General features: G+C 74.2%; 25 protein-coding genes. 11 read left to right on the top strand and 14 right to left on the bottom strand.

What is annotated here, in order from left to right:
- Nucleotides 1-8: 8 nt before the first annotated feature.
- A complete protein-coding gene (locus AB0I11_RS06955; protein WP_357314600.1) occupies nt 9-1,121 on the bottom strand; it encodes an ATP-dependent DNA ligase in 1,113 nt (370 codons plus the stop codon).
- 135 nt (nt 1,122-1,256) lie between these two features.
- On the opposite strand from AB0I11_RS06955, the gene AB0I11_RS06950 reads away from it, so the two are divergent.
- A complete protein-coding gene (locus AB0I11_RS06950; protein WP_357314596.1) occupies nt 1,257-1,469 on the top strand; it encodes a hypothetical protein in 213 nt (70 codons plus the stop codon).
- 338 nt (nt 1,470-1,807) lie between these two features.
- Complete coding sequence (locus AB0I11_RS06945; protein WP_357314594.1) at nt 1,808-2,230, top strand: SRPBCC family protein; 423 nt, start codon at nt 1,808-1,810, stop codon at nt 2,228-2,230.
- Here the strand turns inward: AB0I11_RS06945 and AB0I11_RS06940 are convergent.
- A complete protein-coding gene (locus AB0I11_RS06940; RefSeq protein ID WP_357314593.1) occupies nt 2,205-2,711 on the bottom strand; it encodes a GNAT family N-acetyltransferase in 507 nt (168 codons plus the stop codon). The two genes, AB0I11_RS06945 and AB0I11_RS06940, sit on opposite strands and share 26 nt — an antisense overlap.
- A gap of 54 nt (nt 2,712-2,765) precedes the next feature.
- Here AB0I11_RS06940 and AB0I11_RS06935 point away from each other — a divergent pair, with 54 nt between their 5' ends.
- Nucleotides 2,766-3,266: a DUF1990 domain-containing protein gene (locus AB0I11_RS06935; protein WP_357314590.1), complete on the top strand. Its 501-nt coding sequence runs from the start codon at nt 2,766-2,768 to the stop codon at nt 3,264-3,266.
- A 4-nt stretch (nt 3,267-3,270) separates the two neighbouring features.
- Here the strand turns inward: AB0I11_RS06935 and AB0I11_RS06930 are convergent, their stop codons facing one another.
- The 9 genes from AB0I11_RS06930 to AB0I11_RS06890 form a co-directional block, all read right to left on the bottom strand.
- Complete coding sequence (locus AB0I11_RS06930) at nt 3,271-4,185, bottom strand: DNA-3-methyladenine glycosylase 2 family protein (protein WP_357314587.1); 915 nt, start codon at nt 4,183-4,185, stop codon at nt 3,271-3,273.
- Between the two features lie 78 nt (nt 4,186-4,263).
- Nucleotides 4,264-4,893 (bottom strand): hypothetical protein, encoded by a 630-nt coding sequence (locus AB0I11_RS06925; protein ID WP_357314585.1) that lies wholly within the window; start codon nt 4,891-4,893, stop codon nt 4,264-4,266.
- 203 nt (nt 4,894-5,096) lie between these two features.
- Nucleotides 5,097-5,879 (bottom strand): zf-HC2 domain-containing protein, encoded by a 783-nt coding sequence (locus AB0I11_RS06920; RefSeq protein WP_357314584.1) that lies wholly within the window; start codon nt 5,877-5,879, stop codon nt 5,097-5,099.
- Nucleotides 5,876-6,574, bottom strand: a complete 699-nt coding sequence (locus AB0I11_RS06915; protein ID WP_357314582.1) for a sigma-70 family RNA polymerase sigma factor — start codon at nt 6,572-6,574, stop codon at nt 5,876-5,878. The genes AB0I11_RS06920 and AB0I11_RS06915 overlap by 4 nt, the downstream gene beginning before the upstream one ends.
- Nucleotides 6,575-6,656: 82 nt before the next feature.
- Nucleotides 6,657-7,514: a fused MFS/spermidine synthase gene (locus tag AB0I11_RS06910; protein ID WP_357314579.1), complete on the bottom strand. Its 858-nt coding sequence runs from the start codon at nt 7,512-7,514 to the stop codon at nt 6,657-6,659.
- Nucleotides 7,514-8,494 carry a hypothetical protein gene (locus AB0I11_RS06905; RefSeq protein WP_357314577.1) on the bottom strand — a complete coding sequence of 327 codons (981 nt, stop codon included), beginning with the start codon at nt 8,492-8,494 and terminating at the stop codon, nt 7,514-7,516. The genes AB0I11_RS06910 and AB0I11_RS06905 overlap by 1 nt, the downstream gene beginning before the upstream one ends.
- Nucleotides 8,495-8,549: 55 nt before the next feature.
- A complete protein-coding gene (locus tag AB0I11_RS06900) occupies nt 8,550-11,024 on the bottom strand; it encodes an SMC family ATPase (protein ID WP_357314575.1) in 2,475 nt (824 codons plus the stop codon).
- On the bottom strand, nt 11,024-12,172 hold the full coding sequence (locus AB0I11_RS06895) for an exonuclease SbcCD subunit D (RefSeq protein WP_357314573.1): 1,149 nt from the start codon (nt 12,170-12,172) through the stop codon (nt 11,024-11,026). The genes AB0I11_RS06900 and AB0I11_RS06895 overlap by 1 nt, the downstream gene beginning before the upstream one ends.
- A gap of 12 nt (nt 12,173-12,184) precedes the next feature.
- A complete protein-coding gene (locus AB0I11_RS06890; protein WP_357314570.1) occupies nt 12,185-13,933 on the bottom strand; it encodes an ATP-binding protein in 1,749 nt (582 codons plus the stop codon).
- A gap of 237 nt (nt 13,934-14,170) precedes the next feature.
- Between AB0I11_RS06890 and AB0I11_RS06885 the strand changes: the two genes are divergently transcribed.
- On the top strand, nt 14,171-15,805 hold the full coding sequence (locus tag AB0I11_RS06885) for a hypothetical protein (RefSeq protein ID WP_357314568.1): 1,635 nt from the start codon (nt 14,171-14,173) through the stop codon (nt 15,803-15,805).
- A 55-nt stretch (nt 15,806-15,860) separates the two neighbouring features.
- Here AB0I11_RS06885 and AB0I11_RS06880 read toward each other — a convergent pair whose 3' ends face one another.
- Nucleotides 15,861-16,031: a hypothetical protein gene (locus AB0I11_RS06880; protein ID WP_357314566.1), complete on the bottom strand. Its 171-nt coding sequence runs from the start codon at nt 16,029-16,031 to the stop codon at nt 15,861-15,863.
- A gap of 317 nt (nt 16,032-16,348) precedes the next feature.
- On the opposite strand from AB0I11_RS06880, the gene AB0I11_RS06875 reads away from it, so the two are divergent.
- Nucleotides 16,349-17,887: a M4 family metallopeptidase gene (locus AB0I11_RS06875; RefSeq protein WP_357314564.1), complete on the top strand. Its 1,539-nt coding sequence runs from the start codon at nt 16,349-16,351 to the stop codon at nt 17,885-17,887.
- 132 nt (nt 17,888-18,019) lie between these two features.
- Here AB0I11_RS06875 and AB0I11_RS06870 read toward each other — a convergent pair whose 3' ends face one another.
- Nucleotides 18,020-18,850: an alpha/beta hydrolase gene (locus AB0I11_RS06870; RefSeq protein WP_357314562.1), complete on the bottom strand. Its 831-nt coding sequence runs from the start codon at nt 18,848-18,850 to the stop codon at nt 18,020-18,022.
- Nucleotides 18,851-18,922: 72 nt separating this feature from the next.
- On the opposite strand from AB0I11_RS06870, the gene AB0I11_RS06865 reads away from it, so the two are divergent.
- Nucleotides 18,923-19,954, top strand: a complete 1,032-nt coding sequence (locus AB0I11_RS06865; protein ID WP_357314560.1) for a sigma-70 family RNA polymerase sigma factor — start codon at nt 18,923-18,925, stop codon at nt 19,952-19,954.
- A gap of 37 nt (nt 19,955-19,991) precedes the next feature.
- Here the strand turns inward: AB0I11_RS06865 and AB0I11_RS06860 are convergent, their stop codons facing one another.
- A complete protein-coding gene (locus AB0I11_RS06860; RefSeq protein ID WP_357314558.1) occupies nt 19,992-20,780 on the bottom strand; it encodes a pyrimidine reductase family protein in 789 nt (262 codons plus the stop codon).
- A gap of 150 nt (nt 20,781-20,930) precedes the next feature.
- Between AB0I11_RS06860 and AB0I11_RS06855 the strand changes: the two genes are divergently transcribed.
- The 5 genes from AB0I11_RS06855 to AB0I11_RS06835 all read left to right on the top strand — a co-directional run bounded on the left by AB0I11_RS06855 (nt 20,931) and on the right by AB0I11_RS06835 (nt 26,470).
- A complete protein-coding gene (locus AB0I11_RS06855) occupies nt 20,931-21,476 on the top strand; it encodes a plasmid pRiA4b ORF-3 family protein (RefSeq protein ID WP_357314557.1) in 546 nt (181 codons plus the stop codon).
- A 242-nt stretch (nt 21,477-21,718) separates the two neighbouring features.
- The gene (locus AB0I11_RS06850; RefSeq protein ID WP_357314555.1) at nt 21,719-23,035 is read left to right on the top strand and encodes an extracellular solute-binding protein; all 1,317 of its coding nucleotides are present in this window, start codon (nt 21,719-21,721) and stop codon (nt 23,033-23,035) included.
- Nucleotides 23,036-23,156: 121 nt separating this feature from the next.
- Nucleotides 23,157-24,131, top strand: coding sequence for a sugar ABC transporter permease (locus tag AB0I11_RS06845; protein ID WP_357314553.1), 975 nt, complete (start codon nt 23,157-23,159; stop codon nt 24,129-24,131).
- Nucleotides 24,132-24,140: 9 nt separating this feature from the next.
- Entirely contained in the window at nt 24,141-25,037 is an 897-nt protein-coding gene (locus AB0I11_RS06840; RefSeq protein WP_357314551.1) for a carbohydrate ABC transporter permease, read from the top strand.
- Complete coding sequence (locus AB0I11_RS06835; protein ID WP_357314550.1) at nt 25,034-26,470, top strand: GH1 family beta-glucosidase; 1,437 nt, start codon at nt 25,034-25,036, stop codon at nt 26,468-26,470. The genes AB0I11_RS06840 and AB0I11_RS06835 overlap by 4 nt, the downstream gene beginning before the upstream one ends.
- Nucleotides 26,471-26,492 lie beyond the last annotated feature (22 nt).

Here is a 26,492-nt window from a genome sequence, read left to right as displayed (position 1 = left end):
GGGCCAGGCTACGCCCGCCCGCCCTCACCGCCGACGGTCGCCGCCGGGTCGCCGCGCAGCACCTCGTCCACGTCGTAGCGGATCGGGCGCTCGAGCTGCTCGTAGGTGCAGGAACGGGGGTCCCGGTCCGGCCGCCAGCGGACGAACTGGGCGGTGTGCCGCAACCGGTCGCCCTCCATGGCGTCATAACCGACCTCGGCCACCAGCGCCGGGCGCAGCGGCTCCCACTCCAGGTTCTTCGTGCCGGTCCACCGGCTCACCCCGCCTGGGATGCGCTGGCCGCGTTCGTGGTCGCCGTGCACCCACGGATGGTCCCCGCCCGCGTCGCGGTACGGCTCCAACTCGTCGAGCAGCTCCTTGCGCCGGGCCGCGGTGAACGACGAGCTGACCCCGATGTGGTGCAGCACGCCGGCGTCGTCGTAGAGGCCGAGCAGCAGCGAGCCGACCACCGGGCCGGACTTGTGCCAGCGGAAGCCGGCCACCACCGCGTCGGCGGTGCGGGCGTGCTTGACCTTGAACATCAGCCGCTTGCCCGGCTCGTACGGCAGGTCGGCCGGCTTGACGATCAAACCGTCCAGCCCGGCGCCCTCGAACACGTCGAACCAGCGCCGGGCGGTCTCCGGATCGGTGGTGACCTGCGTGACGTGCACCGGCGGGCGGACCTTGGCCAGCGCCTTCTCCAGCGCCGCCCGGCGCTCCGGATAGGGCCGGTCGGTCAGCAGCTCGTCGTCGAGGGCCAGCAGGTCGAAGGCGACGAAGTCGGCCGGCGTGGTCTCGGCGAGCAGCTTCACCCGGGAGGCGGCCGGGTGGATCCGCTGGGCGAGCAGCTCGAAGTCGAGTCGCGGCTGGCCGCCCGGCCCGTCGCGGCGGATCACGATCAGCTCGCCGTCGACCGCGCACCGCGGCGGGAGCTGACGGCGCGCCTGCTCGACCACCTCCGGGAAGTAGCGCGTCATCGTCTTGCCGCCCCGACTGGCCAGCTCGACCTCGTCGCCGTCCCGGAAGACGATGCAGCGGAAGCCGTCCCACTTCGGCTCGTACGTCATGCCGGGGCCGGTGGGCAGCTGGGGCACGCTCTTCGCCAGCATCGGCTCGACCGGCGGATTGATCGGCAGGTCCACCGCGACAGTCAATCAGACCCCACCGACGGTCGTGAGGCAGATCACCGCCCGCTCGCGGCGGCGTGTCCCGCTCGCGGCTCCTTCGTCACCCCCGCCCGGATGATGAAACCGCAGGTCAGAGCTACCGTTCGCCGCGTGCCGGAGTGGAGCTGCGGGTGCTGCGGGCGCTGGCGGGTCAGCGTGCAACTGATCCGCGGGCGGTACCGCTACCGGCTGGTGCACCGCTACCGCGCCGAGTTCGGTGGCGGCGCCAACGTCATCGGCGAGGTCGCCTCGGTCACCGAGCTGGAGGAGCTGCTGCGCCGGCACGCCCCGGTCGGCCTGGCCGACCTCCGCGAAGCCGCCTGACCCCGGGACCACCCCACCTCACCCCGCCCCGCCACCCCGCCCCGCCCCGCCTCGTGTCGCCCCGCCGCCCGCCCCGCCTCACCCCGCCCGCCCCGCCGCCCGCCTCGCCCGCCCTGCACGGCGCCTGGCCCCGCCCCGACGCAGGGACCGTCGATCTTGGAGTTGTGGCACCTCGCAAGTGGTGCCAAAGGGGGTATCCCGGGCGCCACAACTCCAAGATCGGCGAGCGGCCGGGGTGGGGGAGCGGGCGGCAGTGTGGACGGGGACGGGGGACGAGGGTGGGGAGCGGATGGGGGCGGGGGTAGCCTGGGTCGACGCGGTGACGGGGAGGAAACGCCATGCGGTTCGTCGAGTCCGTCGAGATCGCCGCCGATGTCGACCAGGTCTGGGCGGTGCAGACCGACGTGGAGCGCTGGCCCGAGTGGACCCCCTCGGTCACCGCCGCCCTCCGGCTGGAGCCCGGGCCGCTGGCCCTCGGCTCGACCGCCCGGCTGACGCAGCCCCGGCTGCGTCCCGCGGTCTGGCGGGTCACCGAGATCGACGCGCCCCACGTCTTCGTCTGGGAGTCCGCGAGCCCCGGCGTGCGCAGCCGGGGCGAGCACCGGCTGGTGCCGTTGGGTGGCGGACGGACCCGGGCCGAGTTGGTGCTGACGCAGACCGGCCCGCTGGCCGGGCTGGTCAGGCTGTTCGGCGGCTCGACCATGCGCCGCTACCTGCGGCAGGAGGCGGACGGGCTCAGGCGTCGGTGCGAGCGGGGCTGATTTTCTCCAGCACCGCCAGCCGGTTGCCGTTCTCGTCCGGCCGGTGCGCCACCACCCGGTAGCCACGCCGGGCGTACAGGCCGAGGTTGTCGGCGCTCTCCGCACCGGTGAACAGCGCGAACCGCGTCACCCGGCCGGCGCAGGCCCGCTCCACCGCGGTCAGCAGCCGCCCGCCGATGCCGCGGCCCTGCTGGTCCGGGGCGACCGCGAGACGGCCCACGTGGGCGGTGTCGCCGTCGAGGCGGGCCCGCACCGAGCCGACCAGGCGGGCGCCGTGCCGGGCGGCCAGCACCACGTCCGGGCCGGCCAGCGCCGCCCGGACCTCGTCCAGGGTCTCGGTCAGCGGGGGCAGGAACAGGTCCCGGTAGCGCTGCGCCTCCACCAGGTACGCGGCGCGTTGCACGGTGAGGATCTCACCGGCGTCCGCGACGACGGCGGGGGCGATGGTCACGTCCTCGGTCACCGGGTCAGCACACCACATCCGCCCGGCGCGGCCGTACCCTGGGCGGTGTCCCCGCCCGAGGAGGTGGCCGACGTGGCCGATCTGACGTACCCCGAGGTGGGCGCGACCCGCGACGGCGGCCTGCCGGCCGGCTACCACCATCTGCGCCACCGGGTCCGGTTGCCGGACGGCGGCTTCCCGACCGCGGCGGACTCGGTGCTCGGCTGGCGGCTGCACCGCGCCGCCGGCGTGGTGATGCGCGCCGACGCGCCGCGCGCCGCACCGGGGGTACGGGTCACCCCGGGGCTCGGGGTGGGCCCGCTGCGGATCTGGGGCCCGACCGAGGTGGTCTGGGCCGTGGACGAGCCGGACCGCGCCGGTTTCGGCTACGGCACGCTGCCCGGGCATCCGGAGATCGGTGAGGAGGCGTTCCTGGTCACCCGCGGTCCGGACGGGACCTGGTTCGAGGTGAGCGCGTTCAGCCGGCCGGCGCACTGGTACATGCGGGCCGCCGGGCCGGTCCCCCGGGGCTTCCAGCGGGCGTACGCCTGGTGGCTTGGGCGGACGCTGCGCCGGCTCTGCGCCGGCCGGTGACCGGTCAGTAGCGGGCGAAGGAGCGGATCGGGGCGCGCGGGCCGTACTTCGGCGCCTGGATGCCGGCGGCCTCCAGCAGCAGGCAGACCCGGCCGCGGTGGCCCCGGAACGGCTCCAGCAGCGCCAGCATCCGGGTGTCGTCGCCGCGCGGTTCGCCGGCGAGCGCCCAGGCCACCGTGTTCGGCACGTGGTAGTCCCCGACGCTGACCGCGTCCGGGTCCCCGTACGCGATCCGGACCACCTCGGCGGCGGTCCACGCCCCGATGCCGGGGATGGCGGTGAGCCGGCGGCTGGCCTCGGTGCTGTCCGCGCAGCGTTCCAGCCGGTCCGCGACGGCAGCCGCGCGGCGCAGCGTGTCGGCGCGGCGCTGCTCCACCCCGAACGGGTGGAAGACCCAGTACGGGGTGGCCGCCACGGCCGCGGCGGTCGGGGGCAGCAGCAGCGGTTGCAGCGGCCCGGGCGCCGGCTCCCCGAAGTGCCGGACCGTGGCCGCGTACGCCCGGTAGGCCTCCTTGCCGGTGACCTTCTGCTCGAACACGGCCCGCAGCACCCGGGGGAAGACCAGCCCGGTGGCCGGCATCCGCAGCCCGTGGTGCTCCCGGGCCAGCCGGTGCACCAGCGGGTGGGTCGCCGCCAGCTCGGCGAACCCGGTCACGTCGTCGCGCAGCCCGGCGACCGCGTCGGCCCGGTCGACCACCCACTCGGCGCCCGGCCCGTACCCCTCGGCGACCAGGTCGCCGGCGGCGGGCCGCAGCGCCAGGGTGGCCGGCCCGGCCGGGGTGCGGGTGGCCCACCAGAACGTGCCGGCGGCGATCCGGGCGCACGGGTCGTACGGGCTGAAGGTGAGCCCGCGCACCGACGCGGCCAGCCGGTAGCCGGCCGGGGGGCGCAGCGTCCGGCGGGCGGCGGGGTCGGTCACCCCGTCACTCTGCCACGCCGGCGGTTGCCGGCCGCGCCCTCCCCGGCTGCGACCGGCCACCGTGTCCGGGTGCGGAGCTCAGTACGAGTAGCCCGAGCCGCCGTCCGACGAGGCGCCCGACGCGGGCGGAGCGACCGCCTTCGGGGTGCCCTTGGGCAGGCAGGTCAGGTTCTTCTTGCCGTTGGGGTCGACCACGAACCAGGTGCCGCCGACGCCCTGGCCCTTCCACTGGCCGGGCTTCTTGTCGCCGATGTAGCGGTAGACCGGCCAGCCCCCGATGGTGATCTGCCGGGTGCCGTCCTGGCGGGTGACCGTGCCGACCTTGTCGTCCGAGACGCCCTGCAGCTGCGGGTTGCCGTCGGTCAGCGCGGGCGGCCACACCTGGGCGCACTTGTCCACGCAGTTGGACTGGGGCGGGTCGGCGGAGTCCTTGTCGAAGCGGTAGAGCACCCAGCCGCCCTGGTCGGTCACCACCTTGCCCATCCGGGGCAGCTTCTTGCCGACCAGCTGGTCGGTGAGCTGCACGTCGGCCTTGGGTGCGGCGGCCTGGTCGGCCTCCGGCTCGGCGCTCGCGGTGGGCTCGGCCGCCGCGACGGCGACCGGCTCGGCCGCGCCCGAGTTCGCCCCGTTGTAGCCCGCCGGGGCGCAGGCCGTTAGTGCGATCATCGCGCCCGCCACGATGACGGTCGTCCGCTTCACGTGTGCCACGTGCCCTCCTCATGCTTGGCAGTTCACCGGGTAGTACGGGCGGCGCGCTGTCAAGGTTGAAGAGCGAAGGGTGCTCCATTTCACAGTGGATCCGTTGAACCGTTCCGGCCGGCGGCGCGTGCTGGAGCGCATCGGGCCCACGCCGCCCGGGCACGCCGAACCGGCGCCGGGCGGTGTCGCTGCCCGGCGCCGGCATCCGGCGGTCAGAGATCGGCGATCGTCACCAGCGGGGTCGCCACGCCGTTGACGTCGACCGACTGCACCTGGATCTTCGCGATGTCGTCCCGGCCGGCCGAGGTGGACGCGCTCAGTTGCAGGGCCGGCTGGTTGGTGCTCGTGCCGTAGCCGCCCCCCGGCACCGACCAGGTGGAGAGGGCCTCGCTGGTGTTGTTCTTCCGGACCACCACCAGCCGGCAGGTGCGCGGCCCGGGCAGCCGGGTGAGCTGGAAGTCGATCCGCGTGCCGAAGTCCCGCTCGGTCAGCCACATGGTGGTGGTCACGCCGGTGCTCGGATCGACCGCGTTGTGCTTCTCGCCGTCCTGCTCGTTGCCGCCCACGTTCGGATCGTTCGGATCGGCCGGCACGCTGCTCGGCGGGGTCACCGCGACCGTCGCCGTCGGCTCCGCCAGCGGCGCCCCGGAACCGTTGTCGCCGAGGATGCCCGCGAAGCCGATCCCGGTCAGGCCGCCGACCACCACCACGGCCGCCGCCGCCACCAGGAGCTGCCGCATCCGGTTACGTCGGCGGTCCAGCCGCACGGCGTGCAGCGTGCGGTCCAGCAGCGCCGGATCGGTGTGCGTCTGCTCCAGCGCGGCCATGCTCTCGCCGTCGATGCCGGCGAGCAGCCCCACCACCGGGACCATCGTCTCCAACTCCGCCGCGCACGCCCAGCAGCCGGCGAGGTGCTCCTCGAACCGCTCCGCGTCCTGCGGGTCCAGCACGCCGAGCGCGTACGCCGCGACGTCCATGTGGTCAGCCCGGCTCATTCCGTCACCCCCCTCTCCTGCAGAGCCGTGCGCAGCGCGCGCAGCGCGTAGTAGACCCGCGACTTCGCGGTGCCGAGCGGCAGGCCCAGCTCCTCCGCGGCCTCGGGCACGGTGCGCCCCCGGAAGTACGTGGCCACCAGGATCTCCCGGTGCGACTGGCTCAGCGTACGCAGCGCGTCCGCCACGGTCATCGTGCGCAACACCCGGTCGGTGCTGTCCGCCTCGGCGAACGCGGTCAGGTCCCGGTCGTACGTCTCGGCCGGCCGGGCCTGCTCGCTGCGATGCTCGTCGATGGCGATCCGGCGGGCCACCGTGACCAGCCACGGGCGCAGCGAACCCTGACCCTGGATGCCCAGCCGGTGGGCGTTGCGCCAGGCGCGCAGCAGGGTCTCCTGCACGATGTCCTCGGCGCGCTGCCGGTCCCCGCCGGTCAGCCGCATCACGAACATCAGCAGCGGCCCGGCGTGCTCGGCGTACAACAGCCGGATCAGCTGGTCGGAATGACTGGCCTCAGTGGAGGTCGCCTGGTGGCGCCCGGGCGCCGGTCGCGGCGTCACCGGGTCATTCTGGCCATCCGTGGGCCGCGCGTCGACCCCCCGGCCGGACCTCGACGCGCGCGACTGGGGCTGCGCCCGGGCGAACATCCACTGGGGCGTCGCCACGTCGCCGTGCCATCCGGCCGCCACCGCATGCATGCAGACCTCCGGTGTCCACTGACATCAGCCGGCCCCCCACGGGCATGGCCGCCCGGTGGTACGCACCGCCGCGCCGAGCGGATCAACGACGCACGGAAAAAATTCCGGGCGGCGGCGGGGTGGAGTCCGTGGCGTCCGCGTCCCGGACCACCGGCGCGCCCCCGGCGAACCGGTCCAGCTCCGCGCCGGCCAGCACCCGGCCGGGAAACCAGTCGCCGGCCGCCCGCCGGGTCAGCTCCGGCACGGGGGGCGCGACCCGCGACGCCACCAGCACCAGGTTGCCGTACCGCCGGCCGCGCAGCACCGCCGCGTCGCCGACCAGGCAGGCCTCGGGGAGCACGGTACGCACCGTGGCGACCTGGGCGCGGGCGTGCCGCAGCGGCGGGCCGTCGGCGATGTTGGCCAGGTAGCTGCCGCCGGGCCGGAGCACCCGGGCCACCTCGGCGGCGTACTCGGCCGAGGTCAGGTGCGCCGGGGTGCGGGCGCCGGCGAAGACGTCGGCGACCACCAGGTCGTAGCTGGCCTCCCGGGTGGCGGTGAGGGTGGCCCGGGCGTCGGTCACCCGTACCCGCAGCCGGGGGTCGGCCGGCCAGGGCAGCACCCGGCGGACCAGTTCCACCAGCGCGCCGTCCACCTCGGACACCCGTTGCGTCGAGCCGGGACGGGTGGCCTGGACGTATCGGGGCAGGGTGAGCGCGCCGCCGCCCAGGTGCAGCACGCGCAGCGCCGCACCGGCCGGGGCGAGCAGGTCGATCGCGGCGGCCAGCCGCCGGACGTACTCGAACTCCAGGTGGGTCGGGTCGGTGAGGTCCACGTGCGACTGCGGCGCGCCGTCGAGCAGCAGCGTCCACGAGCCCGGCCGGTCCGGATCCGGCACCAGTTCGGCCTGGCCGGTGTCCACCGGCTCGACCACCCGGTCGGTGCCACGGCGGCGGCCCATCAGCGCCGAACCCCCCGGGCCGCCGCGGTGAGCACCCGGTGCAGCAGGCGGGCGTCGCCGAGCATCGAGCGCAGCCGGCGCTCCAGGCCGGCGATGGGGATCAGGTTCTGCGGGGCCCGCGGGTCCTTGTACGGGGTGGAGGCGAACCGGGGCAGGGTGACCAGCGACAGGTCGGCCAGCTCGATCGCCTCCGCCTCGGTCAGCTCGGTGGAGCACTCGACCCGGACGATCCCCGCCCAGGGCGCCCCACCCGAACCGGGCAGCCGCAGATACCAGGAGTAGCCGCCCCACGCGGTGCCCAACCGGAACACCGGACAGCGCTGACCCGGGGCCAGGCCGGTGACCACGGCGTTGAGCCGGGCGTCCAGGTACTGGCTGTGCTGGGTCTTCACGTAGCCCAGCGTGCGCGGCAACTGCCGGCGGCTGCGCAGCGGACCGTCCACCACGAGCAGGTCACCGTCGGCCCGGGCGGCGTCCGAGACCGCCACCTCCAGCGCGGTCAGCGGCGCCTGCACGGCGGCCGGCAGCTTGCTCAGCTCGCCGGTGCCGCCGACCCGGTGCACCGGGTAGTGGATCCGCCCGGCCACCACGTCCTGCGCGGACGGGCTGGCGGTGAAGAGACCCCGGCCCACCCGCGCCCCGGCCAGGTCGGCCGCGCCGCGCTCCAGGTCGCAGCGGACCACGCCGGCCGCGTACGAGGCGGCGATGCCCGGGAAGGAGCCGCCGTCCTCCTCGGCCGTCCAGACGCTGGCGTCGATCCGGCGCACCCCGTCGACCAGCAGCACCACGTCCGGGGCGGCCACGTCCCGCCGGGCGTCGATCGCCCGCCAGTCGGCGGCCGGCACCTCGACGTCGGCGTCGACCTGGGCGCTGCTGGGCGCCGCCGGCCCACCCGCGCCGGCCGCCTCGAACGAGGTCCCGTACGCCGGGTCCCACGCGTCGACGAAGAACCGGGCCCCCGGCCCGGCCGGTCGCGTCACCCGGCGCTCCTCATGGTGCCCGCCTTCCGTCCGGTACCGCGGCCGCGCCGCCCGCTCACCGGCCGGTCCGTTCGACCCGGGCGGTACGGGCGTCCTTGCGGACCTCGAAGCGGACCGGGATCCGTTCGGCGAGGGCCGGCACGTGGGTGACCACGCCGACCATCCGGTCGCCCCGGGCCGCCAGATTCTCCAGCGTGGCCGCCACGGTGTCCAGGGTGGCCGCGTCGAGCGTGCCGAAGCCCTCGTCGAGGACGATCGACTCCAGGCTCGCCGCCGTGGTGGACATCCCGGCGAGCTGCTCGGACAGCGCCAGGGCCAGCGCCAGCGAGGCCTGGAACGTCTCCCCGCCGGAGAGGGTGCGGACGCCCCGGCGCAGCCCGGCGTCGTGGTGGTCGACGACGAAGAACTCGCCCTTGTCGTGCACCAGGTCGTACTGGCCGACGGAGAGTTCCCGCAGGATCCCCGATGCCCCGTCGACCAGCAGGTCCAGCGCCTCGGCCAGCAACCAGCGCTCGAAGTTGTTGGCCCGCAGGTGCCCCGCGAGGGCCCGGGCCACCCGGGCCTCCCGCTCGTGCCCGGCCCGCTGCTCCCGCAGCTCGGCGGCCTGCTCCCGGCGTTCCGCCAGCCGGCGCAGCTCCGCCTCGGCCCGCTCCACCGCCACCGCGGCGTCGCGCCGCGGGTCGTCCGTCGCGTCCAGGCCGGCGGCGGTGAACAACCCGGCGATCCGGGTCTCGACCTCGCCCGCCGCCGCCCGCGCGGCGGCAACCGCCCCGACCAGCCCTTCCCGCTCGCCCCGCCGCCGGTCGGCCTGCTCGCCGGCCCAGCCGGCGAGGGCGGTCCAGGCGGCGGCGACGTCGTCCCGGTCGGTGGCCGGGGGGCCGAGCCGGGCCAGTCCGTCCCGGGTGGCGTCGAAGTCCCGCCAGGCGCGGCGCAGCCGCTCCTCCGCCCCGTCCAGCGCGCCCCGGGCCCGGCGTGCGGCATCCCGGCCGGCCCGCACCGCGCCGGCCGCCTCCTCCAGGGCGCGGCGCAACCGGGCGTGCTCGGCCAGCGCCGCCCGCAGCGTCTCCGCGGTGGCCGCCCCGGCGAGCTGCCCGTCCAGCTCGGTCAGCCGGGCCTGGAGCTGGTCGTGCTCGGTGCGGGCGCGCAGCAGCACCCGGTCCAGCTCGCGGGCGGCGGTGTCGCGCTCCTGCACCACCCGCTTCGCCGCGTCGCTGGCCGCCCGGGCCGCCTTGCCGGCCGCGATCGCCCGGGTCACCGCCGAGCCCCGCGGCACCGCCGGCACCCGGGGGACCACCTGCTCGCAGACCGGGCAGGCGGCGCCGTCGACCAGGTGTGCCCGCAGCGCCACCGCCTGGTCGGTGGCCTTGGCCTCCTCGTGCGCCCGGAACGCCGCCTCCAGCTCGACCTCGGCCCGCTCCGCGGCCGCCCGCGCCTCGGCCAGCGCCGCGGCCGCCCGGTCGTGCTCGACCTGCGCGGCGTCGACCGCCGCGCGGACGGTGCTCAGCTCACCGGTCAGCTTCTCCCGGTCGGTGTGCGCCTTGAGCAGCAGCCGCAGCGCGCTCTCGTCGCCGGCCCCGGCCAGCTCGCCGCGCAGCTTCTCCTCCCGCTCCTCGGCGAGACCGACCGCCGTCGCGGCCTCGTCGGCCGCGGCGCGCGCGGCGGCCACCGCCCGGGCCAGCTCGGCGATCCCGTCCGGCGGCCGGACCCCGGCCAGCACGGTCAGCTCGGCGTCGAGCGCCGCGAGCGCCGCCGCCCGCTCGCCCGCCGTGGCCCGGGCCTGCTCCAGCTCCGGTACGGCCGCCGCGACCGCCCCGGCCAGCTCCCGCATCCGGGTGACCCGCTGCCCGGCGTCGGCCAGGGCCGCGTCGTCGACGTCGGCGAGCCCGCCGAGCATCTTGTCGACCGCCGCCAGCTTCGCCTCGGCCTGCCCGGCGCGTTCGGTGGCCCGCTTCTGCACGTCCTCGTAGATGCCCAGCCCGAGCAGGTTGACCAGGATCTGCTGCCGGGTGGCCGGCTTGGCGTGCAGGAAGTCGGCGAACTGGCCCTGCGGCAGCACCACGCAGCTGGTGAACTGCTCGTACGGCAGCCCGACCGCCTCCAGCACGGCCCGCTCCATCTCGGCCGGCGTGCCGGCCACCACCTCGCCGAGGTCCTCCGGGCTGAGCCCGGTGTCGAGCTTGGTGACGTCGAACCCGGGCGGCATGAGCTGGAGCCCCGCGTTGGCGGTCTTCACCGCGCCCCGGCCGTCGCGCCGGACCACCCGGGTGGCCACGTACCGGTCGTTGGCGGACTCGAAGACCAGCCGCACCCGGGCCTCGGTGGCCGACGGCGCGAGGGCGTTGGCCAGACCCCGGGCGCCGCCCCAGCGGGGCACGGTGCCGTACAGGGCGAAGCAGATCGCGTCGAGCACCGTGGACTTGCCCGAGCCGGTGGGCCCGACCAGGGCGAAGAAGTCCGCGTCGGTGAAGTCGACGGTGGTCTCCTCGCGGAAGACGGTGAAGCCCGCCATGTCCAGCCGGATCGGCCGCATCAGTGCTCCACCTCCTCGAGCAGCGCGTCGAAGAGCTCCTGGACGCCGTCGTCGGCGTGCCCCCGGCTGCCGAGGTAGTCGGCGAAGAGCTGGCTCGGGGAACGCCCGGCCCGCTGGGCGGTGCGGGTGCCGCTGCCGGGGGCGGGCGCCAGCTCCGGGTCGATCCGGATCTCCAGCGCCCGGGGGAGCAGCTCCTGCACCTCCTCGCGCAGCCCGGCCCGGGGCTGCTCCCGGACGTAGACCCGCAGCCAGCCGTCCGGGACGTCGACCTCGGCGAGCTGGGCGAGGGTGCCGCGGACCGTACGCAGCGGGACCGCGCCGGGCACCGGCACCTCACGGATCTGCGCGGCGGTCGTGGCGGTCACCTCGACGACGGTGACCGAGCCGACGTTCTCCTGCTCGCCGAAGTCGATCGCCAGCGGGCTGCCGCTGTAGCGGATCGGGCAGGGGCCGATCACCCGCTGCGAGCGGTGCAGGTGGCCCAGCGCCACGTAGTGGGCGGTGCCCGGGAAGACGGTCGCCGGCACCGCGTAGCCGAGGACGGTGTGCGCGTCCCGCTCGCCGCCGCCGGTGCTCGCGCCGACCACGGTCAGGTGGGCGGTGACCAGGTGCACCCGGTCCGGCTCGTCGAAGCCCTCGGCGAGCCGGTCGAGGACCCGGCCCAGGTGGTCGGCGTACGTCTGGTTGGCCTCGGCGGCGGTCAGCTCGTACATTTCGACGGCCCGCACCGCGTACCGCTGGGAGAGGAAGGGCAGCGCGGCCAGCCGCCAGCGCTCCCCGTCCCGGGTGACGCCGTCGATGACGTGCTCGGCGGGGCTGTCGCGGACGCTGCCGCGCAGGGTGATGCCGGCCGCCTCGGCCCAGGGGCGCAGCGCGTCCAGCGCCGGGCCGTTGTCGTGGTTGCCGCCGATCGCCACCACGTCGGCCCCGGTCCGCCGCAGCGCGGTCAGCGCCCGGGTGACCAGGCGGGTCGCCTCCGGGGAGGGCGCGGCGGTGTCGTACAGGTCGCCGGCGACGATGACCAGGTCGGGCCGCTCGGCGTGGGCGATCTCGATGACCTGGGCGAGCACCTGCTTGTGCTCGTCGGCCCGGGACTGCCCCTTGAGCACCTTGCCGACGTGCCAGTCGGAGGTGTGCAGGATCTTCATGCTCGGCTCACCTCAGAACGGGATGTCGTCGTCGGCGGTGCCGGAGCCCACCACCGCGAACGGGTCGGCCGCCTGGGTGATCGAACGCAGCGTCTCCGACGGCGCCCGGCCGGCCTCGGACACCCGGGTGGCCCAGGCCGGGAAGGGGAACTCCAGGCAGAGCGGCACCGGGATGTCCGGCTGGTTGACGAACATGGTGCCCGGCTTGGCCAGCAGGGCGCGCTGGCGCTGGGCGGGCGGGAGGAAACCGTATTCCGGGCGGGACGCCTCGGCGGGGTCGAGCCGGCCGACCACCCGGATCGCCGAGTTGGTCACGATCCGCCGCTCCACCTCGCTGGCGGTCTGCTGCGCGCCGACCAGGATCACCCCGAGCGAGCGGCCCCGCTCGGCGATGTCGAGCAGCACCTCCTTGATCGGGGAGGAGCCCTCGCGTGGGGCGTACTTGTTCAGCTCGTCGAGGACGACGAAGAGCAGCGGCTTGGCGGTGCCGGCCTTCTCCTTGCGCTCGAACTCGCTCTTGAGCGTCACGCCGACCACGAACCGCTGCGCCCGGTCCGGGAGGTTGTGCAGGTCGACCACGGTGACCTGGGCGCTCTCCGCGGTGTTGATGCTGTGTGGGCGGCGGGTGGCCAGATCACCCCGGATCAGCCGGCCCAGGTCCTTCTTGCTGCCGATCAGCCGGCGGGCGAACGCGTTGACCGTGCCGAGGCCGACCGCGCTGCCGGCCCAGTCGCCGCGGGTCTCGTCGTCGTTGAGCTGCTCGACGATGTGGTCGACCAGATCGGCGTAGGAGCCGAGCCGGACCCCGTCGATGCTCACCCCGCCGTCGGCGGGCTGGGCGTACCGGGCCAGGTGGGCGGCGACCGAGTGGACCACCATCGTGTACTGCTGCCGCTCGTCGTCGGCGTCGGCGAAGACGTACGGCAGCAGCCGGTCGGCGCAGAACTCGCTCAGCGTCCAGTAGAAGCTGTCCACGCCGGTGAGCCGGCTGCTCACGTCCGGCGTGCCGGAGGAGTCGCCGACCCGGGGCGGGGCGTACACCCGCACGTCGGGGAACGCGCCGGCGTCCAGGCCCAGCTTCGCGTACGCCGCCCGGGTCGGGTCGTCGAGCCGGGTGTTCGGGTGGTCGAGGAAGAGCAGGTCCTCGCCCTTGACGTTGAAGATCAGCGCCTTGGCGTTGACCGCGTCGCCGCCGAGCACGCCGGAGCGGAACACCGAGTAGAGCAGGAAGGTGGCGAAGCTGGTCTTGGTGGCCACCCCGGAGATGCCGGAGATGGAGATGTGCGCGCCCCGGGTGCCGTCGAGGAAGTCGGCGTTGAGGTAGACCGGCACGCCGTCACGCCCCATCCCCATCGGGATGCGCCGTTCCATCCGGTCGAAGTGCAGGGCCCGGGCCCGGGCCTCGCCCTCGGCCCGGTGCACCACCGCCCCGGGGGTGGGCGGCACGTAGAACTCGGGGTCGACCCGGGTGGTGGTGATCTCGGCGGCCTCCTGGACCTGCGCCGGCAGGGTGCCGTCGGCGATGGCGAAGACGTCGGAGTCGAACTGGGCGCCCTCGTGCCGGGCCCGCACCTGGGTGACCACCCCGGCGATCGTCACCGGCTCCCGGTCGGGCAGCTCGCGGCGGGTGACCACCACGTCGTCGAGTTGCAGGTAGCTGCCGGGGGCGACGGCCGTCCAGAAGGTGAGCGGGGTGGCGTCGGCGGTGCCGAGCACCCGGCCGACCCCGTCGCCGGGGCCGTCGAGCAGGTCGTCGGTCATCGGCGGACTCCGGTCGGCTGGTCGTCTCGGTGGCGGGGCACGTGGTGCATCCTGCCCGAGGGATGCGACAGGTTGCCACGCGACGCGGCGGAGGCCACGCCGCGACTCCGCGACGCCTGCGCTGCGCCGCCCCGCGCTGACTCTGCGTACCGGCCGGCTCCGCCGTTCCGGCACCGCCGGACGCCGGTCCGCGAGATCCTGCAAGTGGCCGGAGGAGCGACGGCGCGAGGAGCGGCGGTGGAGGTGACCCGTAGCCGGTTGGGCATGCTGCTGCTCCTCGCCGCCGTGCCGCCGCTGCTCCAGGAGGCGGCGCTGGTGACCATCGGGTTCAACGGCGCGCGCGGCCTCGCGCCCCAGGTCACCGCGGTCTGGCCGTACGACTCGTTCCACGACCTGCGCTGGTTGCTGGTCTACCACAACTCGTGGTCGGCGTTCCTGCTCGGGCTGCTCGCGCTGGTCGTCCTCCGGGGCCTGATGTCGGCCGCGCTGACCGCGCTGGCCTGGCCGGCGCACGTGCCCCGCCCCACGTTCGGCTGGCTGCTGCGGCGGAACATCGAGGTCGCCGCGCTCGCCCTGGTGATCATCTCGCCGTGGGCCGCGATCTCGGTCGCCTTCGCGGCCGTGGCGCTCTCGCTCTACCTGTTCGCCTCGCTGGCGCCGATGCTGGTGCTCGCCCCGTTCCTGCAACGCGCCGGGGTGGTCGGCGCCTGGTGGCGCGGCCTGCCCACGATCGAACTGGCCGGCTGGACGATGCTCAACTTCGCGGTGCTCACCGTCGCCGGTGCGGTGATCACCAGCGTGCCGGGCTGGTGGGGGGTCGTGGTGGCCGGGCTCGCCGGGCTGGTCAACGGCCTGCTCTGGCGGCGCACCGTGGCGGCGGCCGTGGTGCCCGCCCGGGTCCGCTGGGCCCGGGCGCCGGTCGCCCCGGTGGCGATCGTGCTCACCATGGCCGCCGCGGTGGGCGCCCAGTCGGTGGTCGCCACGGCGACCGGTCCGCCGGAGGAGTGGGCGCCCCCGGTGGTCACCGAGCGGCTGCCCGACCGGGTGCCGCACGCCGTCATCGCGATCGCCGGGCACGACTCGCACTGGACCGGCCGGGAGCCGGTCGACCCGCGGGTGGAGCGCTTCTCGTACGCCGGCCTCGACGCGCGGGGCCGGCCCCGGCCGTACCAGCCGCAGGACACCCACCGGTCGCTGGACACCAGCGCGGTCCTGCTCGCCGCGCAGGTCGACGCGCTGCACCGGCGCACCGGCCGGCCGGTGGGCCTGCTCGGCTTCAGCGAGGGCGCCATGGTGGCCCGGACCTACCTGGACAAGTGGCCGAAGCCGTCCCCGGTGGAGGCGGCGATCCTGATCAGCCCGCTCGTACAGCCCGGCCGCGCCTACTATCCGCCGCCGGGCTACAGCGGTTGGGGCGTGGCGGCCGGCTGGGAGCTGCGCGGGATCTTCTGGCTGGCCAATCTCGGGCGGGAGGTGAAGGACGATCCGGACGAGCCGTTCGTCCGTTCGATCCTGGTGAACGCCCCCTTCTACCGCAACCGGACGCTCTGCCCGGTGGCCGGGGTGCGGACGGTCGCCTTCCTGCCCACGGTCAGCGCGGCCGAGGCGCCGCCCGGGGAGTACAGCCAGGTCCCGGTCTTCCAGCTGCCCACGTTCCACAGCGGGATCATCGGCCGGCAGGTCGCCGAGGACCGGGTGGTCGACTTCCTCGCCGGCGACCAGATCGACGCGCCCCGGCGGGAGTACCGCCTGCTCCAACGGCTCGGCGCCGCCTGGCAGGCGCCGCCGCTGCCGCTGATGCTCAACCCGGTGTGGGCGGCCGGCCGGGAGGGCGACCCGGCGTTCAGCGGCCGGATCTGCCAGCCGCGCTGAGCGTCGTCGGGCCGGACCAACGCGACCAGCGCGCCATCGCCAGGTCCAGCCAGGCTCAGGCGGCGGCGTCGAACTGGTGGACGCCGCTACGGGTCAGCACCAGGAACGGCCCGGCGGTGGTGTCGGCGTAGGCCGCCAGCATGTCGACCAGTCCCGAGCCGACCAGCGGGCCGGCGGCGAGCAGCGGCCGACCGTCCCCGGCCGGGCCGGCACCCGGATGACGCATTCCCCGAGGTTACGGCCCTGAGGGCTGGCCGGGTGGCGGTTCGGCGAGCCGCCGCCGGCAGCGCGGCCCGGTCGCGTCGTGGTCGACCGGCCGGAAAATCCGCGCACAAATCTGGCCGGAGGTCGTGACAGACAAGGGCGGGATGCGGCAAGAATGTGCTTCAACGCATCGAGGATCTTTCCTCCATCGATCCGTGGTGCGCCGTCGTGCCTGGTCAACCCTGCCAGGCCCGGCTGATCCGCCGTGCCCGGAGGCGGGCGGATCAAGGCCGTCGGTACCCCCCCCCGATCGGCAGTCCGAACGAAGGTAGGAGCTTCATGCGTCGTACCACCCTCATCGGCGGGCTGGCCACCGCCGCGCTGCTGGCCGCCGCCGGCGGCCTCCCCGCCACGGCCTCCGCCGCCCCCGTGTCCACCGACGCGTTCACCCGCGCGGTGGCACAACTCAAGGCCCACTCCGGCAGCGCGCTCGTCGCCAGCGGCCAGACGTTCACCCTCCGGAACGTCACCACCGACGCCGACGGCACGGAGCACGTCCGGCTCAACCGCTACGCCGACGGCCTGCCGGTCCTGGGCGGCGACACCGTGGTGCACCTGGGCCGGGGCAACACCTGGCGGGGTGCCGACCAGAACCTCGCCGCCGTCCCCCGGCGGGGGGCCAAGGCCCGGGTCAGCGCGGCCGCCGCCGGCCGCTCCGCGCTCGCCGTCTCCACCGCCGCGACCCGCCGGGTCGACGGCAGCCAACTCGTGTACGACGCCGACACCACCGGCACCGCCCTCGCCTACGAGGTCGTGGTGGGTGGCGCGTACGCCGACGGCACGCCGAGCGAGCTGCACGTGCTGGTCGACGCCGGCACCGGCGCGGTCCGCGACTCGTGGGAGGGCGTGCAGCGCGAGGGCACCGGTAACACCTTCCACTCCGGCACGGTCACCGTGGGCAGCACCCTCTCCGGCAGCACCTACCAGCTCACCGACGCGAGCCGGGGCGGGCACCGGACGTACGACCTGAACGGCGGCACCAGCGGCACCGGCACGCTGGTGGCCAGCGCCTCGAACGTGTTCGGTGACGGCACCCTGGCCAACCGGCAGACCGCCGCCGCGGACGCCGCCTACGGCGCCCAGGTGACCTGGGACTACTACAAGAACGTGCACGGCCGCACCGGCATCCGCAACGACGGCGTCGCCGCGTACAGCCGGGTGCACTACAGCAGCAACTACGCCAACGCGTTCTGGCAGGACTCCTGCTTCTGCATGACCTACGGTGACGGCGGCTCGGGCTGGTACCCGCTGACGTCGCTGGACGTGGCCGGTCACGAGATGAGCCACGGCGTCACCAGCAACACCGCCGGCCTGCGCTACAGCGGCGAGTCGGGCGGTCTCAACGAGGCCACCAGCGACATCTTCGGCACCCTGGTCGAGTTCTCCGCCAACAACGTCAAGGACCCGGGCGACTACCTGATCGGCGAGAAGCTGCGCAGCAGCGGCGTGCCGCTGCGGTACATGGACAAGCCCTCCAAGGACGGCGCCTCCGCCGACTGCTGGAGCAGCTCCGTGGGCCGGCGGGACGTGCACTACTCCTCCGGCGTGGCGAACCACTTCTTCTACCTGCTCGCCGTGGGCAGCGGCTCCTCCTCGTACGGCAACAGCCCGACGTGCGACGGCAGCACCGTGACCGGTATCGGCAACGCCAAGGCCGGCGCCATCTGGTACCGCGCGCTCACCCGCTACATGACCTCGCGGACCAACTACGCCGGCGCCCGCACCGCCACCCTGTCGGCCGCCGCCGACCTGTACGGCAGCACCAGCACCGAGTACCGGACCGTGGCCGCCGCCTGGTCGGCCGTCTCGGTCAACTGATCCGCCCGGCCCGGCGTCGGCGGACTCCTCCCCGTCGGCGCCGGGCCGGCGCGACCTGCCACGGCGGGCGCGGGCACGCCACCCCGGCGTCCCGCGCCCGCCGTCGCCGTCGCCGTCGCCGTGTCGGCAGGGTCAGCCGGCGAGCACCTGGCGCAGCCGGGCGGCGAAGGCCGGGGGGTCCTGGACGAAGCCGATGTGCCCGCCCGGGAACATCGTCGGCGATGTGCCCAGCGCCGCCGCGAGCGCCCGGGAGGCGCGGTCGCAGACCTCGCCGGTGGAGCGCTCGCCGAGACCGACGACGACCCGGGTCGGGCCGGCGCGCAGGGCGTCGACGTCGGGCCGGAAGCGGGTGGTCCCGGCGATCATGTGCAGGTACTGGAAGTGCTCGTCGGCCGCCGCCTGCGGGTCCGGCTCACCGCCGAACATGCCCAGCACCACCTCCTCGGGCAGCTGGATGTTCGCGTTGGCGAGGAACTTCCGCCCGGCGCCGAGCCGGTCGCCGGCGCGGTAGGTGGCGATCATGTCGTCCTCGCCGGCCAGCAGGTCCGCCCGGTCGGGCAGCAGGCCGAGCAGCGGCGGTTCGTGCGCGACGACCGTGTGCACCAGCGCGGAACCCGCCTGGGCCAGCGCCAGGACGGTCACCGCGCCGCCGCTGGACCCGAGCACGGCGGCCGGACCCGCGTCGACGTGGGCGAGGAGCCGGGCGACGTCGTCGGCGCGCAGTTCGGGGGTGGAGTCCTGGTGCGGGTCGTGCAGGACGCTGCGGCGGATTCCGCGCGGGTCGGTGGTCAGCACGGTGTGCTCCGTGGCCAGCAGGTCGGCCAGCGGCGCGAAGGCGTCGGCGTCCATGGGGGCGGCGACCAGGGCCACGAGCGGGCCCCGGCCGCGCACCTCGTAGTACAACCGCCCGTCGGGCACCGCCAGGGTGCCGGTGGTGACGGGCGCGGTGGACATGCTGCTCATCGGGTCCTCCAGGGTCGTGACGGGCGAGCCGTTCACCTTCCTGACTCCGGCGCTGCGGCAGAATCGTCGGTCGTGAGCGTCCGTACCCCGGCCACCGCCGGCTCGCCCGACCGGGCCCCGGTCGACGAGGCCGACTTCACGGCGCTGGTCGCGCCGCTGCGCCGGGAGCTGCACGCCCACTGCTACCGGATGCTCGGCTCGGTCCACGACGCCGACGACGCGCTCCAGGACGCCCTGCTGCGGGCGTGGCGCGGGCTGCCGAGCTTCGCCGGACACGGCTCGCTGCGCTCGTGGCTCTACACCGTGGCGACCCGGGTGTGCCTCGACGCCATCGCCGGCCGGGCCCGCCGGGCGCTGCCGGTCGACCTCGGCCCGGCCAGCGACAGCGCCGTGCCGGGGAGCCGCCCGGTGCACGACGTCGCCTGGCTCGGTCCGTACCCGGACAGCCGCCTCGCGTCCGGCCCCGTCGCCCCGGGCGCACGGTACGAGCAGCGTGAGGCGGTCGAGCTGGCCTTCGTGGCCGCGGTGCAGCACCTGCCGGGCAACCAGCGGGCGGCGCTGCTGCTCTTCGACGTCCTGGGCTACTCCGCGGCGGAGATCGGCGCCATGCTGGGCGCCTCGACCACGTCGGTGAACTCGGCGCTCGCCCGGGCGCGCCGGGTGCTGGCCGAGCGGGTGCCGGCCGCGACCCAGCAGCGCACCCTCCGGATGCTGGACGACGTCCGGCTGCGCGAGGTCGTCACCGGCTATGCCACCGCGCTGGAGAACGGTGACGCGGAGGCTCTCGTCGCCCTGCTCACCGAGGACGTCACCTGGTCGATGCCGCCGATGCCGCACTGGTACCGGGGCGTCGCGGCCGTGCTGGACTTCGCCCGGTCGGCGCCGCTGGGCCCCTGCGGCAGCTGGCGGCACCTGCCGACCGGCGCGAACGGCCAGCTCGCGGTCGCCGGCTACCTGCGCCGGGGCGGGGCCGGCCGGTACCTGCCGTGGTCGGTCGACGTGCTGACGCTGCGGGGTGATCGGATCGCCGGGATCACCTCGTTCGTGGGCACCGTGCCGTTCGGGGCGTTCGGGCTGCCGGACTCCCTGCCGCCGGCCCGCTGACCCCCCCGGCGCGACGCGCGGTGCGGGCCGGGCCCGGTCAGGCGGCCGGGGCGGCCCCGGCCGGCGGCGCCTCGCCGGGGTCGCGGGCGTAGCGCAGCATCAGCACCCCGTCCCCGGCGGAGAGCACGTGGCGCAGCGGCAGGTGCCGCGGCGCGCTGCCGGCCCCGGCGGTGATCCGGCCGGGGCCGGCGCCGGCGAGCAGCGGCGCGACGGTCAGGCATAGCTCGTCCACCAGGTCGGCGGCGGTGAGCGCGCCGAACAGGTGCGGCCCGCCCTCGCAGAGCAGCTGGCCGAGCCCGCGCCGGCGCAGTTCGGTCAGGCCGGCGGCCAGGTCGACCCGCTCCGCGCCACAGCGGACGAGGTCGGCCACGTCGGTCAGCCCGGGCGGCGGCTCGGCGGCGGCGTGGGTGAGCACCAGCGGCCGGACCGGTGCGTCGGCGAAGCACGCCTGGGCCGGGTCCAGGTCCAGCGACCCGGAGACCACGACCAGGGTCGGGTACCCGGCGAGTCCCCGCTCGGCACGCCAGGCCCGGCGCGGCTCGCTCAACCGGAGCGCCCGGTAGCCCTCGTGGCGCAGCGTGCCGGCGGCCACCACCAGGCCGTCGCAGAGCATCCGCAGCAGGCCGAAGACCCGCTTGTCCGGCTCGCCGGAGAGCCCGGCGGAGTAGCCGTCCACGGTGACCGCGCCGTCGGCGCTGGCGACGAAGTTGACCCGCAGGTGGGGGCGGGTGGCGCGGCCGTAGAGGGCGGCCAGTTCCGGGTCGGTCAGCGGCCCGGTCGCGGGCGCCGGCCAGACCCGCGCGACGGGGGCCGTCCCGGCGGTCATTCGCCGGCCGGACCGGTGACCGGCGGGGTGGGTTCGGGGGTACGGTGCTGGCAGTCGCACCACTTCCGGCCTGGACAGTCGTCGTGCCGCCGCTCCCGGCACGCTCGGCAGATCATGCTGGCAGCCTATGCCGAGGAGGATGGGACAGACATGCCGCGTCAGATCTTCCAGCTCCAGGTGTCCCTGGTCGGGGTCCGGCCGCCGGTGTGGCGGCGGGTGCTGGTCCCCGGCGGGTACACGCTGGACCGGCTGCACCGGGTGGTGCAGCACGCGATGGGCTGGCGGGACTGCCGCCTGCACTCGTTCGAGATCGACGGCCGGCAGTACGGCGAGCCCGACCCGGACGGCGAGCTTCCGGTCCGCGACGAGCTGGACGTCCGGCTGGACGCGGTGGTCGGCAAGGGCAGCCGGTTCCGTTACCTCTACGACTTCGGTGACTGGTGGGAGCACGACCTGGTGGTCGAGGACGTCTGCACCGCCGACCCGGACGAGCGCTACCCGTCCTGCCTGGCGGGGGAGCGGGCCTGCCCGCCGGAGGGGGTCGGCGGCCCGGCCGGGTACGCGGTCCTGCTGGCCGCCCTCGCCGACGCCGAGCATCCGCAGCGGTGGTTGATGCGGGACTGGGCCGGCGCGGATTTCGACCCGACCGCCTTCGACGCGGCCCGCGCCACCACCCTGCTGCGCCGCTTCTGCTGACCGTCGCCGCCCAGGCCACCAGGTCGGCGCGGTAACGATCTGGGAACGCTCCCATCGGTCTATTGACACCCCCGATACCTGCCGGCAATCTCATGGGAGCGCTCCCGGGAGTGGCGTGGATCTCACTCCTGCCCGCTCCCCGGGTCGCCGCGGACAGCCCGCCGGGCCGCCAGCGGCGAAAGCACGCGAAAGCACCCCCCACCACACAGATATCGCCTCACCATCGAAAGAGGGGTCTGAAGATGAGCGTCCCAATCCGCCGCCGTCGGCTCGCGGCCATCGCGGTCGCGTCCGCCGCGGTGCTCGTCGCCGCCACCGCCTGTGGCGACGATTCGTCGGGCAGCGACAGCAAGAGCGACGGCCCGGTCACCCTGGTCGTCGACGTCTTCGGCGACCAGGGCTTCGGCTACGAAGAGCTCTACAAGCAGTACGAAGCCGACCACCCGAACGTCAAGATCCAGGAGCGCGGCAAGGGTCTGGGCCTCGGCGACTACAACACCCGCCTGACCCAGCAGATCACCGCCGGCTCCGGCGCGGGCGACGTGGTGGCCCTGGAGGAGGGCACCATCGTCCAGTTCTACGCCCAGGCCGACAAGTTCGTGAACCTCGCGGACCAGGGTGCGAACGAGCTCAAGGGCAACTTCCTGCCGTGGAAGTGGGAGCAGGGCAGCACCCCCGACGGCAAGGTGCTGGGCCTCGGCACCGACGTCGGCTCGATGGCGCTGTGCTACCGCAGCGACCTGTTCAAGGCCGCCGGGCTGCCTACCGACCGCGAGCAGGTCGGGGCGCTCTGGCCGACCTGGGACCAGTTCATCGCCACCGGCCAGCGCTTCGCCGCGGCCGACAAGAAGCACAAGTTCGTCGACTCGGCGACCAACTTCTACAACGTCGTGCTCATGCAGATCGCGGGCGCGAACACCGGCTACACCTACTACGACAAGAGCAACAAGCTGGTCATCGGCGAGAACCCGGACATCAAGGCCGCGTACGACATGACCACCAAGATGATCGCGGCGGGTCTGTCGAACAACCTCCAGTCGTTCTCCAACGAGTGGAACGCCGGCTTCAAGAACGGCACCTTCGCCACCATCGCCTGCCCGGCGTGGATGACCGGTGTCATCAAGGGCCAGGCCGGTGACGGCGCGGCCGGCAAGTGGGACATCGCCAAGGCTCCCGGCAACGGCGGCAACTGGGGTGGCTCGTTCCTGGCGGTGCCGAAGTCGAGCAAGCACCAGAAGGAGGCCGTCGAGCTGGCCAAGTTCCTGACCAGCGCGAAGGGGCAGATCGAGGCGTTCAAGAAGGTCGGCAACCTGCCGTCCTCGCCGCAGGCGCTCGCGGACCCGGCCGTGGCCGACTCGACCAACGACTACTTCAGCAAGGCCCCGGTCGGCAAGATCTTCGCCACCGGCGCCAGCGAGCTGAAGCCGGTCTACCTCGGCCCGAAGAACAACGCGGTCCGCACCGCGGTGGAGAACAGCCTCCGTGCGGTGGAGCAGGGCAAGACTGCCGAGGAGCAGTGGCAGGCGGCACAGAAGAACGGTGCGGCCGCCGGTAAGTGACCCGGTCCGGCCATCCGTGGGTGGCGTCGACCCCGCAAGGAGGTCGGCGCCACCTGCGGTGCCCACTTCCGGTGTCGCCCGTTTGTGGGCCGGTGACCCCGGCCGAGGAGAAGGACCTCCCATGAGCCTCGATCTGCACCGCTCGGCGCCGCCCGACCGCAACCGCGCCGCCCGCCACGCACAGCCCCGCCGCGTCTCGTTCACCCGGCTGGACCTGCGGTACTCGCCGTACCTGTACGTCCTGCCGTTCTTCGTGATCTTCGCGGTGTTCAGCGCCTACCCCATCGTGTACACGGTGTGGATCGCGCTGACCGACCGCTCGCCGCTGAACCCGACGATCTCCTTCGTCGGTATGGACAACTTCGTCGAACTGCTCACCGACGACCCGCAGTTCTGGAACGCGGTGGTCAACACGTTCGGCATGTTCCTGCTCTCCACGGTGCCCCAGCTGATGCTGGCGCTGCTGCTGGCGAACGCGCTCAACCGGCGGCTGCGGGCGCAGACGTTCTTCCGGATGGCCATCGCCATGCCGATCATCACCTCGACCGCCGTGGTGGCGCTGATCTTCTCGATGATCTACGCCAAGGAATTCGGCCTGGTCAACTGGCTCCTCGACGGCATCGGGCTCGACCCGATCGACTGGCGGGCGAACCGCTACGCCTCCTGGTTCGCCATCTCGACCATGGTCGACTGGCGCTGGGTCGGCTACAACGCCCTGATCTACCTGGCCGCCATGCAGTCCATCAGCAAGGACATGTACGAGGCGGCGGCGCTGGACGGCGCCACCCGCCGCCGGCAGTTCTGGTCGATCACCGTCCCGCAGCTGCGTCCGACGATCATCTTCACCCTGATCATCTCCACCATCGGCGGGTTGCAGCTCTTCACCGAGCCGCTGCTGTTCACCAGCGGCTCGGGTGGCCTCTCCGGCGGCTCGGAGGGCCAGTTCCAGACCATCACGATGTACCTGCTCGACGTGATGAACCAGCGTTTCCGGTGGGGTTACGCCGGCGCGGTCGCGCTCGTGCTCTTCGTGCTGATCGCGCTGATGTCGCTGGTGAACTACCTGCTCGCCCGCCGCATCAGCTCCGACAAGTGAGGTGACGAGATGACGACCACCACGCTCCGCCCGCCCGCCCGTCCGGCGGCGCCGGCCCCCGCCAGCCGCCAGGCCGAGCGGCTCTGGAAGGCCAGCCCGCTCACCTGGTTCGGCCTGGTCCTCGGCGTGCTCCTGTCGCTGTTCCCGTTCTACTGGATGATCGTGATCGCCTCGCGCACCAACGACGCGGCGAACTCCTGGCCGCCGCCGTTCCTGCCCGGCGGCAAGCTCGGCGAGAACATCCAGCGGGTGCTCGACAACGGTGACGCCAACATCGTCAAGGGCCTGACGAACTCGTTCCTGGTCTCCGGGACCATCACGGTGGCCACGGTGTTCTTCGGCTCGCTGGCCGGCTTCGCCTTCGCCAAGCTGCGCTTCCGGGGCAAGAACGCGCTGCTGCTGATCATCCTGGCCTCGATGATGGTGCCGATCCAGCTCGGCGTGCTCCCGCTCTACATCCTGATGGCGAAGCTCGAGTGGCTGAACACCATGCCCTCGGTGACCGTGCCGTTCCTCATCGGCGGCTTCGGGATCTTCATGATGCGCCAGTACGCCGAACAGGCGGTACCGAACGAGTTGATCGAAGCCGCCCGGGTGGACGGCTGCTCGACCTGGAAGGTGTACTGGCACGTGGTGGTGCCCGCGCTGCGCCCCGCCGCCGCCGTGCTCGGCCTGCTCACCTTCATGGAACAGTGGAACCAGTTCTTCTGGCCGTTCGTGGTGCTGGCCGACCCGGCCAACCCGACCGTCCAGATCTCCCTGCGCAGCCTGAACACCGCCTACTTCGCCGACAACTCGCAGATCTTCGCCGGTACGTTGATCGCGACCCTGCCCCTGTTCGTCGTGTTCGTTATCTTCGGCCGTCAGATCATCGGCGGCATCATGGAAGGCGCCGTCAAGTCGTGAGCAACCCAGCCAGCCCGCCCACCCTCGGCGTCCTCGACGGGGGGTCGGAGCTCACCTTCCCGCCCGGCTTCCTCTGGGGCGCGGCCACCGCCGCGTACCAGATCGAGGGCGCGGCGGCCGAGGGTGGCCGTACCCCGTCGATCTGGGACACCTTCAGCCACACCGAGGGCCGGACGGTGGCCGGGCACACCGGCGACGTGGCGTGCGACCACTACCACCGGATGCCCTCGGACGTGCGGCTGATGGCCGAGCTGGGGCTGAAGTCGTACCGCTTCTCGGTCTCCTGGCCGCGGGTGCAGCCCGGCGGCACCGGGCCGGCCAACCAGGAGGGGATGGACTTCTACCGGCGGCTGGTCGACGAGCTGCTGGCCCACGGCATCGAGCCGTGGCTGACGCTCTACCACTGGGACCTGCCCCAGCCGCTCGAGGACGCCGGCGGCTGGCCGGCCCGGGACACCGCCGCCCGGTTCGCCGACTACGCGGGGCTGATCGCGGACGCCCTCGGCGACCGGGTGCGGTACTTCACCACCCTGAACGAGCCGTGGTGCTCGGCGTTCCTCGGCTACGGCTCCGGCGTGCACGCGCCCGGCCGCTCCGACGGAGCGGACGCCGTCCGGGCCGGGCACCACCTGATGCTCGGCCACGGGCTGGCCGTGCAGGCGCTGCGGGCCGCCCGGCCGCAGTCCCAGCTCGGCATCACGGTCAACCTCTACCCGGTCACCCCGGCCACCGACTCGCCGGCGGACGTCGACGCGGCCCGCCGCATCGACGGCCTGGCCAACCGGTTCTTCCTGGACCCGGTGCTGCGCGGCGCCTACCCGGCGGACCTGCAGGCCGACCTGCGCCAGATCACCGACTTCGGGCACGTCCGCGAGGGCGACCTGGCGATCATCTCGACCCCGCTGGACATGGTCGGGGTCAACTACTACAGCCGGTACGTGGTCGCCGGGCCGGCCGAGAGCGCCGAGCCCGAGGCGTACTGGCGGGCGCCGTCGTGCTGGCCGGGCAGCCAGGACGTCCGGTTCGTCACCCGGGGTGTCAAAGTGACCGACATGGACTGGGAGATCGACGCCCCGGGCCTGGTGGAGACCCTGGAGCGGGTGCACCGGGATTACACCGACCTGCCGCTCTACGTCACCGAGAACGGCTCGGCGTTCGTCGACGCGGTGATCGACGGCCGGGTCGACGACCCGGACCGGCTGGCGTACTTCGACGCGCACCTGCGGGCCGCCCACGCCGCGATCAGCGCCGGGGTGCCGCTGCACGGCTACTTCGCCTGGTCGCTGATGGACAACTTCGAGTGGGCCTGGGGGTACACGAAGCGCTTCGGCATGGTCTACGTCGACTACGACAGCCAGGCGCGAATCCCCAAGTCCAGCGCCCGGTGGTACGCCGAGGTGATCCGACGCAACGGCGTGGCCGCCGCACAATAGGCTGGGCCAGCCAGTAACGGGC

The sequence above is a fragment of the Micromonospora sp. NPDC050495 genome (genome assembly GCF_040655175.1).
In the GTDB taxonomy this organism is placed as follows: Bacteria; Actinomycetota; Actinomycetes; order Mycobacteriales; family Micromonosporaceae; genus Micromonospora.
The sequence above is the reverse complement of the archived record's forward strand: the minus strand, read 5'-3'. Positions and strand labels throughout refer to the sequence as shown.

Bases quoted from the DNA above. Each gene is read 5' to 3' on its own strand.
- AB0I11_RS06945 (WP_357314594.1), top strand. From the start codon at position 1,808: ATGCGGTTCGTCGAGTCCGTCGAGATCGCCGCCGATGTCGACCAGGTC.
- AB0I11_RS06940 (WP_357314593.1), bottom strand. From the start codon at position 2,711: ATGTGGTGTGCTGACCCGGTGACCGAGGACGTGACCATCGCCCCCGCC.
- AB0I11_RS06920 (WP_357314584.1), bottom strand. From the start codon at position 5,879: ATGAGCCGGGCTGACCACATGGACGTCGCGGCGTACGCGCTCGGCGTG.
- AB0I11_RS06915 (WP_357314582.1), bottom strand. From the start codon at position 6,574: ATGCATGCGGTGGCGGCCGGATGGCACGGCGACGTGGCGACGCCCCAG.
- AB0I11_RS06910 (WP_357314579.1), bottom strand. From the start codon at position 7,514: ATGGGCCGCCGCCGTGGCACCGACCGGGTGGTCGAGCCGGTGGACACC.
- AB0I11_RS06900 (WP_357314575.1), bottom strand. From the start codon at position 11,024: ATGCGGCCGATCCGGCTGGACATGGCGGGCTTCACCGTCTTCCGCGAG.
- AB0I11_RS06895 (WP_357314573.1), bottom strand. From the start codon at position 12,172: ATGAAGATCCTGCACACCTCCGACTGGCACGTCGGCAAGGTGCTCAAG.
- AB0I11_RS06890 (WP_357314570.1), bottom strand. From the start codon at position 13,933: ATGACCGACGACCTGCTCGACGGCCCCGGCGACGGGGTCGGCCGGGTG.
- AB0I11_RS06880 (WP_357314566.1), bottom strand. From the start codon at position 16,031: ATGCGTCATCCGGGTGCCGGCCCGGCCGGGGACGGTCGGCCGCTGCTC.
- AB0I11_RS06875 (WP_357314564.1), top strand. From the start codon at position 16,349: ATGCGTCGTACCACCCTCATCGGCGGGCTGGCCACCGCCGCGCTGCTG.
- AB0I11_RS06870 (WP_357314562.1), bottom strand. From the start codon at position 18,850: ATGAGCAGCATGTCCACCGCGCCCGTCACCACCGGCACCCTGGCGGTG.
- AB0I11_RS06860 (WP_357314558.1), bottom strand. From the start codon at position 20,780: ATGACCGCCGGGACGGCCCCCGTCGCGCGGGTCTGGCCGGCGCCCGCG.
- AB0I11_RS06855 (WP_357314557.1), top strand. From the start codon at position 20,931: ATGCCGCGTCAGATCTTCCAGCTCCAGGTGTCCCTGGTCGGGGTCCGG.
- AB0I11_RS06850 (WP_357314555.1), top strand. From the start codon at position 21,719: ATGAGCGTCCCAATCCGCCGCCGTCGGCTCGCGGCCATCGCGGTCGCG.
- AB0I11_RS06845 (WP_357314553.1), top strand. From the start codon at position 23,157: ATGAGCCTCGATCTGCACCGCTCGGCGCCGCCCGACCGCAACCGCGCC.
- AB0I11_RS06840 (WP_357314551.1), top strand. From the start codon at position 24,141: ATGACGACCACCACGCTCCGCCCGCCCGCCCGTCCGGCGGCGCCGGCC.